Raw genomic sequence first — 14,824 nt, 5'->3', positions numbered from 1 at the left:
CGCCAGGACACCACGAGGCCCCGCCGACCGATGTCAGCGGGGCCTTGCGGTGTCACCTAGTCGGCGATATCGCCGGAATCACGGCTCGGCGATCACACGACTTTCGCCCCGATGGCGCGGAGCACGTCGGCAAGCCAGACCAGGCCGTATCCGACGGCCTTTTCCTCATCATCGATCATCGCCTCGACCTGGCTCCACGATTCGGAGACCATGCCGATGGTGAGCTCCGGAGGAGCGGAGTAGACATCGGCCATCGATGCCACCGGGACCGACCAGAAGGCGTCCTGCTCGATAGCGACCTCTCCGGCCGGCACACGGGCGGCGACATGGCGCACGAGTACGTCGAGCGCCGCTCGCAGCCGCTCCAGGGAGATCTGCACATCAGGTTCGTCCACTAGCATCCTCCCGGGCGAAGCTTGGTGATGTTGTCCTTGAAGGTCTGGATCTCCTTCGTGAGGTGCTTGACCCTTCCATCGATGATCCGCTGTCGCACCTCATCACTGGGCGCGTTCTTCAGGAATCCCTTGTTGTCGTATGCGTCCGGATTAGCGATATATTCCTTCAACTTCTGCTCGTGCTCGGCAATCAGCTGTTCGTAAGTCCGGATCGCCTTGAGGTCTTCGGGCGACAGGTTCGAGTCGTCATTGTGCACCAGGACCGGCGTGGTCCCGGCGAGTGCGTAGTACGTGTGGAGTTCTTCGACGGTGAGGTTGTAGGCGGGCTGGAGGGTGTTCCAGTGCCGGACGTCCTCGATGCGCCGGGGCTGTCCGGCCGGGTCGCGCAGTTCGTCGCCGCTCTTGAGGTCGACGGCGTCGACCCACTTCTTCTGGTTCTCGGACCAGAAGGCGTGGTGGTCGGTGCTGGTCAGGGCCTGACCGCCACCGAGGGAGAGATCGGTGAAGTCGCGGTCGTCCGGGCCGTAGATGGTGGCCGAGACCCGGCGCGGCCCGGTCAGTCCCGTCGTGGGATCGGTGGCGAGGACCTCGTCGCCGATCCTGACCGTCTCGATCGCGCGGGTGGAGCCGTCGCCCATCAGGACCCGGGTACCGGCCGGGAAGCTGTTCAACGGGCAGGACTTGGGGAGACGCCCGACGAGCTTCTTGATGAACTCGGCGGCCTTCTCGCCCCAGGAACCGAACTTCTTGGCCCACTGGGCGAGCTTGGCGACGGCGGCACCGTCGCCGATGAAGGGGATCGCCCCGATGCAGGAGGTGACCGCCTCGGTGGTGCGGCCCTCGACGGCGTAGTAGGCGCAGTTGACCAGGTCCGCGATGTCGGCGAGGCCGGGGGCGATGACGCCGCCCGCACCGCCGATGACGTCGAGGGTGAAGTGGATGCTCTCGGAGACGAGGCGGTAGATCGCGTTGGAGCTCTCGTTGTCCTCCTTCGCCTTCTTGATCTCCTCCTCGATCCCCGCGATCGATTCCTGCTTCTGCTTCTCGGCCTGCGCCTGCTTCTCGGCGACCCTGCGGTCGGCCTCGATCCTGTCCGCCTCGGCCTTCTGCTCGGCGTCGAACTTGGCCTGGTAGTTGGCACGGGCGTCGTCGGCGGACACCTGGGCGGCCGTCGCGTCCTGGCCGGCCGCCTCCGCCGAGGCCCGGGCCTCGCTGGCGGACTCATGGGCTTCGGCCGCGGCCGCCCGGGCCTGCCCGGCCGACCGTTCCGCCCGGCCGGCGGAGTGGACGGCGCTGGCGGCGTCGTGGTTGGCCGCGGCCTTGGCCGTGTTGGCGGTCTTCGCGGAGGCGGCCGCCTTGGCGGAGGAGGCCTGGGCGGCATCGGCGGCGGCCTGGGCCCTGGCGACGTGTTCGGCTGCGGTGTTGGCCGACGCCTGGGCCGCGGCCTCGTAGCCCTTGGCCTCGTCGGCGGCGGCGCGGGCGATGGCGGCGGCGGCCTGGGCCGTGGCCGCGTTCTGCGCGGCGGTCGCGGACGCGGCGGTCGCCTGGGCGATCAGGCTCTGGACGTCGGCCATGTGCAGGGCGGTGAGCTGGTCCTTCTGCTGGGAGGTGTACTGCCCCTCGGCCACGAAGGCCCGCAGGCCCTGCACGGGGCCTTCGAGGGCGATCTTCGCCGCGGCCCTGAGCTCGGGCTCGGTGGCTGGCGCGTCCTCCAGCCGGGTGGCGGTGAGCCGATCGTCGGCGGCCTGCGCGTCCGCCAGCCCCTTGCCGAGGAAGTCCCGCAGCGCGGCGGGGGTGTTGACCCGCAGCGCGGCGTCGGCGGCGGCCTTGACGGCCGGGCCGGCCTTGTCGCTGATGCGGGTGATCGTTAGCCGGTTCTCCGGCGCGGCGGCCTCGTACTGGCCGCTGTTCACGAACGCGTCGATCCGGGTGGCGTCGCCCTGCAGCGCGGCGTACGCCGCGGTGCGGACCGCGTCGTTGTCGGAGTTCTTGTGGATTCCGGCGACGGTCTCGCGGGCGTCGCGCCCCTCGGCCTCCCGGCGACCGGTCTTCACGTAGTCGAGGACAACCGTGTCGGAGCCGGTGAGGGCGGCCTCGGCGGCCGCCGCCCCCCACTCACCGGAGATCTTGCGGGAGATCAGGGCGAGCTTGCGGCCGTCGGTGGCGACCTGGGCCGGGGTGGCGCCGGGCTGGTTGGCCACCTGGGCGAGGCGCTCGGCCTCGGCCTTCGCCTTCTGGACGTCCTGGACGGCCTGGTCGACCTGAGTCTGCTTGGCCTGTTCCTCGGCCTTGGCCTGGCGGGCCTTCTCCACGGCCACCGCGGTGCGGTCGGTCAGGTCCTCGGCCTCGATGCGGCGGGCCAGGTCCTGGACGGCGTTGGCCTTGTCGACCGCGCCCTGGGCCTCGTTGGCGTAGCCGGAGGCGGCGTTCGCGTGGTCGGTCGACTCCTGCGCGGCGTTCGCGCTCTGACCAGCGTGGTCCGCGGCGTCCCGGGCGGCCTGCGCCGCCGCGGCGGCGTGCTCGCCCGCCGACTTCAGCAGCTCCGCGGCCACCTGCGACTGCTGTGCGGCCTCCCCGGCCAGCTGCTGCGCGGCGGCCGCCGCGCGGCCGGCCTCGGCGGCCTGACGGCGCGTCGCGGCCGCGGCCTGCTTGGCCTTCGCCGACTGCCCACCGGCGCTGTCCGCGTAGGCACCGGCCTGCTCGGCGGAACCCGCCGCCGAATCGGCGTTGCCCTTGGCGCTCAGCGCGGCGGCCGACGCGTCCTTGCTCTCCGCGAGAGCCTTGTCCGAGTGGACGAGCGTGTCCTTCGCCGCCGCCGTCAGCTTGGCGGCCGCGTCGGCGGCGTCCGCCGCCACCCGCGCCTCGTGCGCCTTCGTCGCGTCACCGGCCGCCGCGGCCGCGGAGTTCCGCGCGGCAGCGGCCGCCCGCTGGGCCCCGGACGCCGCGGCGGCCGCGTTCGCCGCCGCGTAGGCCGCGGCCCGCGCACCCGCGTTGGCCGCCCGCGCGGCCGACAGCGCCGTGTTGGCCGCCTTGCCCGCGCGCTCGGCCGCCGTCGCGGCGTTGTTCGCCGCCTCCGTGGCCTTCGCCGAGTCGTTGCCGGCCTGCTGCGTCTCGTACACGGCCTTGGCGGCGGCCTTCATGGCCTCCTGCGACTCGTAGACCGCCGTGTTCTTGGCATCGATGGCCGCGGCCGTCTCCTGGGCCGCCTGCGCGCCCGCGTCCTGCGCCTGCTGGACCAGCTGCGCGATGTCCGCGCGCTCCTGGTCACGGCTCTGCGCGACGTACCGGCCGACCGCGAGGAAGTCGCGGACGTCCTCGATGGAGCCGTTCAGGGCCGCCCGAGCCGCCGCCTGGGTGTTGGCGCCACCCGAGCTCAGGATCTGGACCAGCTTGACCCGGTCGTCCGCGTCCTTCGCCGCGAACTGCCCTTCGGTCAGGAACCGCTGAAGCTCGTCGCTGCTGTTGCTGCGCAGCGCGGCGTCGCCCGCCGCCTGGACGCCGCGGCCCGCACCCATCGCGGGGTCGGTGATCCGGGTGATCCACAGCCGCCGGTCCGCGTCCATGGCCGACTGCCAGCCGCTCTCCAGGAACGCGCGCAGCTCCGCGGGGGTGCCCTCGATCGCCTTGCCCGCGGCCTCGCGGACCTTCGGCCCGCCCACGCCCTCGATCTGCGTGGCGGCGAGCAGGTCGTCCGCGTGCTGGGAACCGACCAGCTCGTCGTAGACGAACCGGGTCACGTCCTGGTCGGACCCCGCGAGCGCGGCCTCGGCGAGTGCGTGGGTGCGGGGACCGCCGTCGAGCCAGGCCTGCACCGCCCGCTCGCGTGCGCTCAGCTGAACGTGACCGCCGGTCGGCTCGACCGCGGCGGCGCTCGGAATGCCCGCCCCCACCAGACCGGCCGTCAGGGCGAGGGGCAGCAGGCTCAGGGAGAGCCTGCCCAGCTGTGGCGGCCCTCCCCTTCCCCGCCATCGTGGACGGGATATCGAAGGGCGCATCAGGAACCTCCACTGTCGACGTCGGCCGAATCCCGGCCGCAGCGGCTTCACGATAGGTGACGTCGCGTCAGAGCGTCCACGAAGTCAGAAAGTTGCCCGTCACGACAAATCCAATGAAACCCCCGATGGCGAGCGAAGCCAAGCAAATGCAACGGCATCGCCAGCAAGCACCCAACGAAACGGAAAGCGTGACATCCTGCCTGGCCAGTCCCCGAAAGTGGTTGTCCGGGCACCAGCCCATCTGGTTCGATGAACCGGATTCCGCCGACGGGCCTGATGAGCGGCGAGGGCGGCTAATTCCAGCCAACCGCGCTGGAAATGACGTCGCGTCGGGTGTGACTGGTTCGTCTCCATTCAGGCCCGTCATCCGTTTCCGAGAATCTGCCCGTCAGGGCAACGCGAGATGAACGCAAAGGATTAGGTATGTCAAAGGGCTTGCCTCGTTGGATCGTCGGCGGAGCAGTCGCCGTGGCCGCCACGCTCGGTGCCACCGCGCTCGCCGCCGCCGACGGCTCCCCGGCGGACAACTCGGCCGCGCCGCCCGCGGTCGAGGACTTCATGCACCCCGGCGCGGCCCCGTTCCCGAACGTGAAGCTGTTGCGCGGCGACGGCCACATCGTGCTGTCCGACTGCGCCGTCGACGACCAGATCAGCGTGCTCAGCTGGGACCTGCCCAACAGCAGCGGCAACAGGATCTGCTTCCGCGCCACCAGCGGCACCGGCTACCTCGCCGTCGAGGTGCCCAACGTCTTCCGCATCCGCACCGACGACTACTCCATCAACGCCAAGCTCACCAGCGAGGGCGTCTCCCAGAGCGTCGACATCGCCAAGGGCACCGCCGTCCCCGTCGGCATCGGCAGCGGAACCGGCAACGGCAAGCCCGCCACCCTCCTCGAACTGCGCGTCACCGGCTGACCACCACCGCCCGCCCGTCCTCCCCATGGAGCCCCAGGTGACCCACCGACCCCCGCGCACCACCGCACGCCGCTGGCTGGCCACCGCCGCGGTGACCGCCGCGGCCCTCGGCGGCGCGACCGCGATCGCCTCCGCCGACACCACCCCGCCGCCCGCCGACAACTCCGCCGCACCACCGGCCGTCGAGGACTTCACCTACCCCGGCGCCGCCGCCATCACCAAGGTCAAACTGCTGCGCGGCGACGGCCGCATCCTGCTCGCCGACTGCAAGCAGCCCACCCAGATCCAGATCGGCACCCTGGCCCCGGGCAACCCGGACAGCCAGATCTGCTTCACCGTCGCCGGCACCACCGGAAACCTCTCCCTCCAACTACCCGACGTCTTCTACCTCCAGACCAGCGGCGGCCGCTCGGTCCGCGCCGGCCTCACCAGCGGCGGCACCTCGCAGACCGTCGACGTCCCCACCGACGGCTTCAAGCCCGTCGGAGTCGGCAACACCGGCACCGCGGCCAGCCTCGTCGAACTCACCGTCACCGGCTGACCACCGCCGCCACCCGCTGGCCGCCACCACCCGCATCCACATCTCATCTGGGGGGACCCACTCATGTTTCGCACCTCCTCGCCCCGCACCCTGCGGACGGGCGCCCTGGCCGCCGTGCTCGCCGCCGGCGCCCTGACCACTCTCACCACGCCCCCGGCCGGCGCCGTCTCCGGCGCCGCGGCCGCCGACGGCTCCTACGCCTTCACCGCGCGCCTGGTGATCGGCGACAACCTGCGCGCCTGCACCGGCGCACTGGTCGACCGCAGCTGGGTGCTCACCGCCGCCTCCTGCTTCTCCGACGACCCGGCGCAGCCGCAGGCCCTCGCAGCCGGCGCGCCGAAGTGGAAGACCGTCGCGACCGTCGGCCGCACCGACCTGACCACCAGCGGCGGCCAGACCGCCGAGATCGCCGAGCTGGTGCCACGCGCCGACCGCGACCTCGTGATGGCCCGCCTCGCCACCCCCGTCGACGGCATCGCCCCGCTCCCCGTCTCCGCCACCGCACCCACCACCGGGCAGACACTGCGCGTGCCGGGGTACGGGCAGACCAAGAACGAGTGGGTGCCTCTCAAGCTCCACACCGGCGCCTTCTCCCTCGACACCGTGAGCGCCACCGGCATCGGCACCACCGGTACCGGCGGCGCCGCGATCTGCAAGGGCGACACCGGCGCCCCGGTGGTCCGCGAGGTCAACGGCAAGGCCGAGCTGGTCGCCGTCGCCTCCCGCTCCTGGCAGGGCGGCTGCCTGGGCGTCCCCGCCACCGAGACCCGCACCGGCGCCCACAACTCCCGCACCGACAACATCGCCGGCTGGGTCCAGCAGACCCGGGCGACGACCGTGGGCTGGAAGACCCAGGCCCTGGTGCGCAGCGACGCCAACCTCTACTTCGCGTCCCGCCTCTACGACGGTTCCTGGACCCCGTACGAGGACGTCCAGGCGGCGGCCGGCAACATCGGCGGCGTGCGCGCGGTCTCCTCGGCCGGCATCAACACCGCCACCCATGTGGTCGCCCTCGGCGGTGACGGGCACCTGCACCACGCCATCCGCAACCTCGACGGCGGCTGGGGCCAGAAGTTCGTCGACGTCAACACCACCGTCTCCGACCTCGGCAACATCACCCAGGTCACCGTCGCCCCGGTGGGCGAGGACCTGCACGTGGTGGTCGTCGCGGACGGCACCCTGTTCCACAGCGTCCGCTCGGCGAGCGGCCAGTGGACCTCGTTCAAGGTGGTCACCGAGGTCACCGGCCCGCTCAACGACATCACCTCCATCTCCGCCGCCGGAGCCGTGGGCGGTGAGCTGCACATCGCCGCCGTGTCGGGCGGGCAGGTCTACCACACCCGTCGCAACGCCGGCGGAAGCTGGTCCCTCTGGGGTTCGGTCGCCGAGGCCGCCGGCGCCACCGGGCCCGTGACCGCGGTCACCGTCGCCCGCCAGAACAACGACCTCAACCTCGCTCTCGTCGCGAGCGACGGCCAGTACCACACCCTGCGCTACGCCAGCGGCAGCTGGTCGCCGATGACCTCCCTCGTCGACGTCGTCGGGAGCATCTCCGGCACCGGCATCAGCTCCGCCCCCGTCGACACCGACGCGCAGTTCGCCGTCACCACCAACGACAACAAGGTCCTCCTCACCGCCCGTCACGCCGACGGCACCTGGGCCACCCCCGAAACCCTCAACGTCTCCACCATCCCCGGCAACCACACCGGCACGGTGATCACCAGCTCCCTCTGACCGGTAGTACGTCGAACGCCCTGGTGCGGGAGCGGACCACCGTCCCGCACCAGGACGCTCCGGCCGTCGGCATCTCCGCGGACCGCCGCCGGGGAATGCGCACAGAGCGGCCACCACAGCCCGGTTCCTCCGGCAACGAGCGCCGTCGTGGCGACGTGGCCCCTCGTCCGCCAGCCGCTGCCGTCCGAGCAGGCCCTCGCCAACCCGACCGTGTTCCGGTTCCACGCCTGCCGCCGGTCCGCTCCGCTCCCGCGGCCGGGGACGCCGGACGATTACTTGACACCCTCAACCATTCAGCCTTACCGTCGACATTACTTGAGCACATGAACCATCCAGTGACTCAATACTTGTCGCAGGGAGCAGTACCATGAAGGCCATCACCTACCGCGGCTACGGCGGACCCGACGTCCTGGAGTACGGCGAGGTGCCCGAGCCCAAGCTCGGCCCGGACTCCGTTCTGGTCCGGGTGGCCGCGGCCTCGGTCAACCCGGTCGACTGGAAGATCCAGGCCGGTTACCTCGACGGCGCGCTGGACGTCTTCTTCCCCGTGATCCCCGGCTGGGACGTCGCCGGTGTGGTGGAGCGGGTCGGCCCCGGGGTCACCGAGTTCGCCCCGGGCGACGAGGTGATCGGCTACGTCCGCGAGGACGTGGTGCGCCGCGGCACCTTCGCCGAGTACGTCGCCGCCCCCGTGCGCACCCTGGCCCGCAAGCCGGCGAACCTCGACTTCGCCCAGGCCGCCGGCCTGCCGCTGGCCGGCCTCACCGCCTACCAGGCACTGACCCGCGCACTGGAGCTCAAGCCGGGCGAGACCGTGCTGGTCCACGCGGCCGCCGGCGGTGTCGGCTCGCTCGCCGTCCAGATCGCCGTCGCCCTGGGCGCCCGGGTGATCGGCACGGCCGGCGAGCGCAACCACGACTACCTGCGCACCCTCGGCGCCGAGCCGGTGGCCTACGGCGACGGCCTGGCCGACCGCGTCCGCGCGCTCGCCCCGAACGGCGTCGACGCCGTGCTCGACCTGGTCGGCGGTGAAGCCCTCCGGATCTCGCCGGCCCTGCTCGCCGACGGCGGCCGCCTCGCCTCCGTCGCCGACGGCGCCGTCCTCGCCCTCGGCGGCCAGTACGTCTTCGTCCGCCCCGACGTCGCCGACCTCACCGCCCTGACCGACCTCGCCGAGAGCGGCCGGCTCACCGTCGAGGTCGCGGCGACGTTCCCCCTGGAGCGGGCGGCCGACGCCCAGCGCCTCAACGCCGGCGGACACACCCGCGGCAAGATCGTCGTCACCGTCCCCTGATCCCCCTCGCCCCCCGGCGGCCCGGCCACCAGGGCCGGGCCGCCCCGCACCACCCGGAAGGACCCGCCGTGTCCCTCGTCGTGATCAGCGACTGGCTCGCCGACACCGGCGCCGAGCAACGCGTCGCCGACCTGCTCCCCGCCGTCACGCGGGCCGCGCTGGCCGAGCCCGGCGTACTCTCCTTCCGGGTGGTCCGCTCCCTGCGCGACCGGTCCGCCTTCGTCGTCTTCGCCGAGTACGAGGACGAGCAGGCGCTGGCCGCCCACCGCGAGAGCGCCGCGTACCAGCAGCTGGTCCTCAGCCGCATCACCCCCCACCTCATCGACCGCCAGGCCGAGGCCTACGCCGTCGTGTGACGGAAGCGCGCACCGGCGGGAGGGGCGTGCGCACCGGGAGCGGCCGGGCGCGCGATGCCTCCGGCTCGCCGAGGAGGCCCCTTCCGGCGCACGACGGCCTTCCGCCGCCCGGCGGCAACCGGCGGGCAACCGGCGAGCAACCGGCGGGCAACCGGGGCAAGGGCCGACACCCCTGCGCCAGCGGGACATGCCGCCGGCGGATCGGGAGCGCCCTCGGCGCGGCCGTGTCCGGTGCGGGGGCCCACCCGCTGCCCGGCGCTCTCCACCGCGAGGAGCCCCAGCCGACGTGCGGCTGGGGCTCCTCGCGCCGGCCGTCAGGTGACGCGCGGGGCTCACCGGGCGGGCTGCCCGGTGTTCTCCCCTCAGCGGTCGCACGGGGCAGCGCGGTCGCCGGCGCCCCCGGTGGCCGGCTCAGCCCCAGGGCTGGGCGACCAGCCAGCTGGTGTCGGCGGCCCAACTGGCCCCGCTGTCCCAGCTGTTGGCGCCTCCGTTGCCGGCTATGTAGGCCGTGTACTCGTAGTGGCGGAGGTACTTCGCCGGGAAGTTGGCGGACCGGAAGGACGTGCCGACCCCGCTGTTGCCCCTGGTGGGGCAGAAGGTGGCGTCCTGCGCGAAGGTGCCCGCGCCGTTGTCGAAGTCCAGGTAGAGCTCGTAGTCGTAGTGGTGCAGGAACCGCCCGGGCCTGTCGGCGGACTCGAAGGAGAGGCAGGAGCTGTCGGCCAGGCCGGCGCGGACGATCCAGGTGGCGCCGGCCTTGTCAGCGGCCGGGCTGGAGGAGGTGGTGCCGGAGATGACGACCTTGGAGTCGGTGTCGTTGTGGCGGAGGTAGTGGGAGGTGCAGCAGGGCGCGGTGGTGGCCCGCAGGGAGATCCGGGAGCCGGGGGTCAGCGTGCCGGTGCCGGTCGAGCCGCTGTCGTAGCCGGCGGCGGTGATGTTGGCCTGGACGGCGTTCTCGGTGGCGTCCGAGGGGTAGCCCTGGGTCATGACCCCCTCGTAGAAGGTTCCTTGGGCCCACTTGCTGTTGTCACCGCCGATGCCCAGGATGATCGCGCCCTCCTTGTGCATCGGGTCGTAGCCGGTGGCGTTGGGGCGCACCCCGCTGTAGAAGGTGGACAGGCCGCCCGACCGGGCGTCGCCGCCGCGCAGCGCCCAACGGTTCGGGGCGCCCTTGAGCATGGCGGTGAGGAACCGGTTGTCGACACTGGGGTCGTTGGCGTTGAATCCGCGGTTGACCCCGGAGAACAGGCCGTTCTCCAGGTCGGCCATGACCCAGGGGCCGTTGCCGCTGCCCGAGCCCCAGCTCTTGTTGTCGCCGAAGTAGAGGGCCTCCATGTGGCCGTTGCCGGTGTCCAGGTTGTTGGTCTCGGCGTTGCCGTAGTCGAAGCAGCAGCCGCCGTTGAAGTGCGTGCCGTCGAAGATCGCGTACATGCCCTCGGGCTGGTCGCCGGTGGCGATGCCGTTGGTCCTGTTGTTCCGGTAGCCGGTCCCGGGGGCGACGTAGACGCCGTACGCCCGGTGGCCGGCGACGGTGACCGGCGCCTCGAAGGCGTTGGCGAGGTTGTCCGGCCCGCCGGCCGCGCCGCCGCCGGGCGCCTGGGTGAGGTGGTTGCCCTTGCCGGACTGGTCGTAGATGACGGTGATGACGCAGCCGGTGCCGGCGCAGAAGGAGTCCTGCGCGGCGGCGTCGGCGTAGCCGCCGGCGCTCAGCAGGCCGATGTCCCTGGTCGCGCCGTCGGAGGCGCGCCTGACCTGGTACAGCGGGCCGCCGTACGCCCCGTAGAGGGCCCGGGTGGTGCTGTGCGCGGCGACGCACGGGGTGCTGCCCGCGGCGTAGATGTCGCACGGCCCCTGGGTGGCGGCCTGCGAGGTGGTGGCCGTGCCGGCGAGCAGACCGGCGGCGAGCACCGCGGTCGTCCCGACCGCCGTCAGTGCCCGCCGGGCGCGGCTCCGCCACGATCGCGTGGTCATGAACGAACTCCTTCGTGGGGTGGGGGAAGGAAGAAGGCGTCCAATTGTTAGCGCTAACAATCTATGGCCGGTGAAAGTGCGCGCAGGATGGCGAGGACACCCCCGCCGTGCAGCGCCGATCCTCACTATGGCCAGCCGCTGAGGCACCGTCAAGGCGTCTGACTGTTAACGCTCACTGGAAGTTCTCACAGCGGACCCGTCCCCCGGCCCGCCCTGGGCGGGGACGGCCCGCCCGGTCCACCGCGGCGGTCCGACGCGGTAACTCCGGCAGGTACGAGCACACTTGCGCACGCGCGGGGCGGGGACGTCGGGGCGGGGGCGTCGGGGCTACCGTCGGCGCCCCGGCAGCTCGACACCGGGGCCGGGCGGCCCCGCCGGCGGCGCCGCCCCGCCGGAGGCGCGCTCGGTCAGCCGGAAGCCGGTGACGAGTTCGGGCTGGATGCGCACGGTGTAGTCCATCGGGGCGTCCATCCACGGCCGCAGGACCTGCTGGTAGTGGCGCAGCCGGTCGGGCTCGGTGACGAGCCGGGCGTAGCCGGTGACGACGACGCTCCAGCCGAGGCGGGTGTCGGGGTCGATGGCGTCGGCTTCGTAAGCCACCACGACGCCCGGCGCGTCGGTGCCCGCGGTGACGGTGGTCAGGGCCGCGCCCTCGTGGGTGCGGATGATGATCGCGCCGTCCGCGACGATGTGGTTGACCGGGCGGATGGCCGGCAGCGCGCTCTCGGTGAAGACGACCCTGCCGAGCGGGACGCCGGCCAGCAGATCGAGGCACTCGCCCCGCTCCAGCGGGACCATCTGCCGGGCGGCGGGCGCCGGCTGGGTCCACCGGGCGGCGGTCGGCGGCTGGTTCTGCCGGCGGGCGGTGCCGCCCCGGCCGGCGGCTTCGTCGCTCATGAGGCGCCTTCGACGGTCGTGCGGCCCGGCCCGGCCGCCTCCAGCACCTCGACGAGCGCGTCCGGCCCCCGGACCGCGGCCGCGATCCGGGTCCGAGCGTCGGCCGGCCTCCTGTACGGGATCCGCCCGTCCGCCTGAGCCGTGATCCCCTCGCCCACTTCCAAGGTCCTCCTACCGGCGCCGACCGGCCCCGCAGTCCACGTGCACCGATCACCCTCCTGCCGCCGGGATCGTGCCGCAAGGGCCGAACGGCCCCATCGGCGGGCGGGGTTGCGGGGCGGCGGTGTCAACGGTGCGGTGGCCGGTCCGGCCAGCCGGCCGGATCGATCCGGGGCACCGGGTTGGCCGGTCCCCGCCCGCCCCCGCCTCCCCCGGCCTGACCCCCGCCCGCCCCCGGCCGCTACTGTGAACCCGAGGGCCCTGCTGAGACGGGTCAGGCACGTCGAGGAGGTCACCCGTGGGCGCGGACGAAGCCGCATCGCCACTGCCGCAGCTGCGCCTGGACGAGCTGCTGGACGAGCTCCAGGCCCGCATCGACGCCGTGCGCGGCACCCGCGACCGGGTCCACAGCCTCCTCGAGGCGGTGCTCTCGGTCGGCCGCGAACTCGACCTCACCCAGGTGCTGCGGCGGATCGTCGAGGCGGCGGCGGTCCTGGCCGACGCCCGGTACGCGGCGCTCGGCGTGATCGGGGCGGACGGGGAGACGCTGTCCCAGTTCCACACGGTCGGGCTGTCGCAGGAGGAGATCGCGGCGATCGGCCCGTACCCGACGGGCAAGGGCATCCTCGGCGAGCTGATCCACCGTCCGGAGCCGCTGCGGCTGGTCGACCTCTCCGCGCACGCCGCCTCGCACGGCTTCCCGGCGAACCACCCCGTGATGCGCACCTTCCTCGGCGTGCCCGTGCGGGTGCGCGAGCAGGTGTTCGGCAACCTCTACCTCACCGAGAAGCGCGGCGGCGCCCAGTTCGACACCGACGACGAGACGGTGATCTCCACCCTGGCGGTGGCCGCGGGCGTGGCCATCGACAACGCCCGGCTGTACGAGGAGTCCCAGCGCCGACAGCGCTGGCTGCACGCCAGCGCCGAGATCACCCGGGGCCTGCTGTCCGGCAGCCCGCGCGGGGAGGTGCTGGAGCTGATCGCCCAGCGCGCCCGGGAGATCACCGGCGCCGAGCTCGCCGACGTGTCCGTACCGCTGCCCGGGTCGGACCGGCTGACGGTCGAACTCGCCCTCGGCGCGGACGCCGCCGGAAGGCGCGGGCTGACCGTCCCGGCCGAGGGCACCCTGTCCGGCGCGGCGTACGCCGGCGGGGCGCCGGCCACCAGTGCCGACCTCGACGCGGACCTCCGGTTCGCCGCCGGGCCGCGACGCTTCGAGGGCTTGGGCCCGGCGGTCGCGGTCCCGCTCGGCGTCGCCACCGGTGAGGTCCAGGGGGTGCTGCTGCTGGCCCGGCCGTCCGGGCAGCCCGAGTTCTCCACGGAGGAGATCGGGCCGCTGCTCGGTTTCGCCGACCAGGCGGCGCTGGCCCTGGAGCTGGCCGCGCGCCGCGACGACGCCGAGCAGCTGGCCCTGCTGGAGGACCGCGACCGCATCGCGCGCGATCTGCACGACCTCGCGATCCAGCGGCTGTTCGCCACCGGGATGACCCTGCAGAGCGCCGCCCGCTTCATCGAGCACCCGGGAGCGGCGGACCGGGTGGTGCGCGCGGTGGGCGACCTGGACGAGACCATCAAGATCATCAGGTCGACGATCTTCGGCCTGCGGGCCCGTGACCGGGACGCCGGCCACAGCCTGCGCGCCCAGGCCGCCCTGGTCGTCGGCGAAGCGCAGGAGGCGCTCGGCTTCGCACCCCAGCTCAGCATGGAGGGGCTGCTCGACACCGACGTGTCCGCCGAGTTGGCCGAGCAGGTGATGGCCGTGCTCCGGGAGGCGCTGAGCAACGCCGCGCGGCATTCCCGCGCCGACCGGGTGGAGGTCGCCCTGCGCGCCACCGGGACGGACGTCGTCCTCACGGTGGCCGACAACGGCGTCGGCATCCCCGCCGACGGCCGCCGCAGCGGGCTGAACAACCTCGCCGAACGGGCGGCCAAGGTCGGCGGCACGTTCGAACTGCGGACGCCGGACGGCCACGGCACCCGGCTGGTGTGGAAGGCGCCGCTGGCGCAGCCGTAGGACGCCGGCGGCCGGTCGCCGCCGGGGCGGTCAGCCGTCGGCGCCGCCCGGCCGTCGATCCTCGGGCGGCCGCCGCCGGTCCGTCACTCCTCGGCCCGGGCCGCCGGTGCCAGCCGTCGGCCCGTCACCAGCTCCGCCCGCAGGCGCACGGTGCCCGCTCCCGGTGTCGCGCTGGCGTGTCCGAGCACGGTGACGCTCCAGCCGCCGCCGTCCGTCTCGCTGACGTCGCCCGCCTCGAAGGCCACCACGGCCCGGTCCAGGGCCCGTCCGAGCCCGACCGTGACCGGCACCCGCAACAGCAGGGACCCGTCGTCCTGGAGACGGAAGCGGACCGGGAGCACGGCGGGCAGCGCGCCGACCGTGTACACCAGACGCCCCACCTGCCGTCCTGCCAGCAGCGCCAGCCACTGCCGCTCGCCGACCGCCTCACGTTCGAGTTCCATGCCCCCGATCCTCACCCCGCGGCCGCGGCCGGGCGAGGGCCGGACGTCCCTCGCCGCCGTCCGGCAGGCCCTCCTCGCACCCGTCCGGCAGGTCCTCCTCGCGCTGCTCCGTC

The 14,824-nt window shown here is 73.3% G+C and carries 11 protein-coding genes; 6 read left to right on the top strand and 5 right to left on the bottom strand.

All coding sequences use genetic code 11. The features are described 5' to 3' along the window. Positions 1-92 precede the first annotated feature (92 nt). Positions 93-395: a hypothetical protein gene (locus tag ACZ5GH_RS27615; protein WP_464335564.1), complete on the bottom strand. Its 303-nt coding sequence runs from the start codon at positions 393-395 to the stop codon at positions 93-95. Next, complete coding sequence (locus tag ACZ5GH_RS27610; RefSeq protein ID WP_464335563.1) at positions 395-4,390, bottom strand: polymorphic toxin-type HINT domain-containing protein; 3,996 nt, start codon at positions 4,388-4,390, stop codon at positions 395-397. The genes ACZ5GH_RS27615 and ACZ5GH_RS27610 overlap by 1 nt, the downstream gene beginning before the upstream one ends. Before the next feature lie 423 nt (positions 4,391-4,813). Here ACZ5GH_RS27610 and ACZ5GH_RS27605 point away from each other — a divergent pair, with 423 nt between their 5' ends. The 5 genes from ACZ5GH_RS27605 (at position 4,814) to ACZ5GH_RS27585 (ending at position 9,230) form a co-directional block, all read left to right on the top strand. Next, a complete protein-coding gene (locus tag ACZ5GH_RS27605; protein WP_464335562.1) occupies positions 4,814-5,305 on the top strand; it encodes a hypothetical protein in 492 nt (163 codons plus the stop codon). Positions 5,306-5,342: 37 nt separating this feature from the next. Beyond that, positions 5,343-5,846, top strand: a complete 504-nt coding sequence (locus tag ACZ5GH_RS27600; protein ID WP_464335561.1) for a hypothetical protein — start codon at positions 5,343-5,345, stop codon at positions 5,844-5,846. A 63-nt stretch (positions 5,847-5,909) separates the two neighbouring features. Further along, positions 5,910-7,580 carry a trypsin-like serine protease gene (locus ACZ5GH_RS27595; protein ID WP_464335560.1) on the top strand — a complete coding sequence of 557 codons (1,671 nt, stop codon included), beginning with the start codon at positions 5,910-5,912 and terminating at the stop codon, positions 7,578-7,580. A gap of 367 nt (positions 7,581-7,947) precedes the next feature. Then, a complete protein-coding gene (locus ACZ5GH_RS27590) occupies positions 7,948-8,874 on the top strand; it encodes an NADP-dependent oxidoreductase (RefSeq protein ID WP_464335559.1) in 927 nt (308 codons plus the stop codon). A 68-nt stretch (positions 8,875-8,942) separates the two neighbouring features. Further along, entirely contained in the window at positions 8,943-9,230 is a 288-nt protein-coding gene (locus ACZ5GH_RS27585; protein WP_464335558.1) for a putative quinol monooxygenase, read from the top strand. Positions 9,231-9,641: 411 nt separating this feature from the next. Here ACZ5GH_RS27585 and ACZ5GH_RS27580 read toward each other — a convergent pair whose 3' ends face one another. Both ACZ5GH_RS27580 and ACZ5GH_RS27575 read right to left on the bottom strand, forming a co-directional pair. Next, positions 9,642-11,198 (bottom strand): alpha-L-arabinofuranosidase B, encoded by a 1,557-nt coding sequence (locus tag ACZ5GH_RS27580; protein ID WP_464335557.1) that lies wholly within the window; start codon positions 11,196-11,198, stop codon positions 9,642-9,644. Positions 11,199-11,525: 327 nt separating this feature from the next. Next, on the bottom strand, positions 11,526-12,095 hold the full coding sequence (locus tag ACZ5GH_RS27575) for a pyridoxamine 5'-phosphate oxidase family protein (protein ID WP_387758583.1): 570 nt from the start codon (positions 12,093-12,095) through the stop codon (positions 11,526-11,528). Positions 12,096-12,552: 457 nt separating this feature from the next. Here ACZ5GH_RS27575 and ACZ5GH_RS27570 point away from each other — a divergent pair, with 457 nt between their 5' ends. Beyond that, a complete protein-coding gene (locus tag ACZ5GH_RS27570; protein ID WP_387758582.1) occupies positions 12,553-14,268 on the top strand; it encodes a GAF domain-containing sensor histidine kinase in 1,716 nt (571 codons plus the stop codon). An 83-nt stretch (positions 14,269-14,351) separates the two neighbouring features. Here the strand turns inward: ACZ5GH_RS27570 and ACZ5GH_RS27565 are convergent, their stop codons facing one another. Next, positions 14,352-14,711 carry a pyridoxamine 5'-phosphate oxidase family protein gene (locus ACZ5GH_RS27565; RefSeq protein ID WP_387758580.1) on the bottom strand — a complete coding sequence of 120 codons (360 nt, stop codon included), beginning with the start codon at positions 14,709-14,711 and terminating at the stop codon, positions 14,352-14,354. Positions 14,712-14,824: the final 113 nt, after the last annotated feature.

It is taken from the genome of Kitasatospora sp. Xyl93 (assembly GCF_055383135.1).
This window is presented reverse-complemented; position numbering and strand designations above follow the sequence as displayed.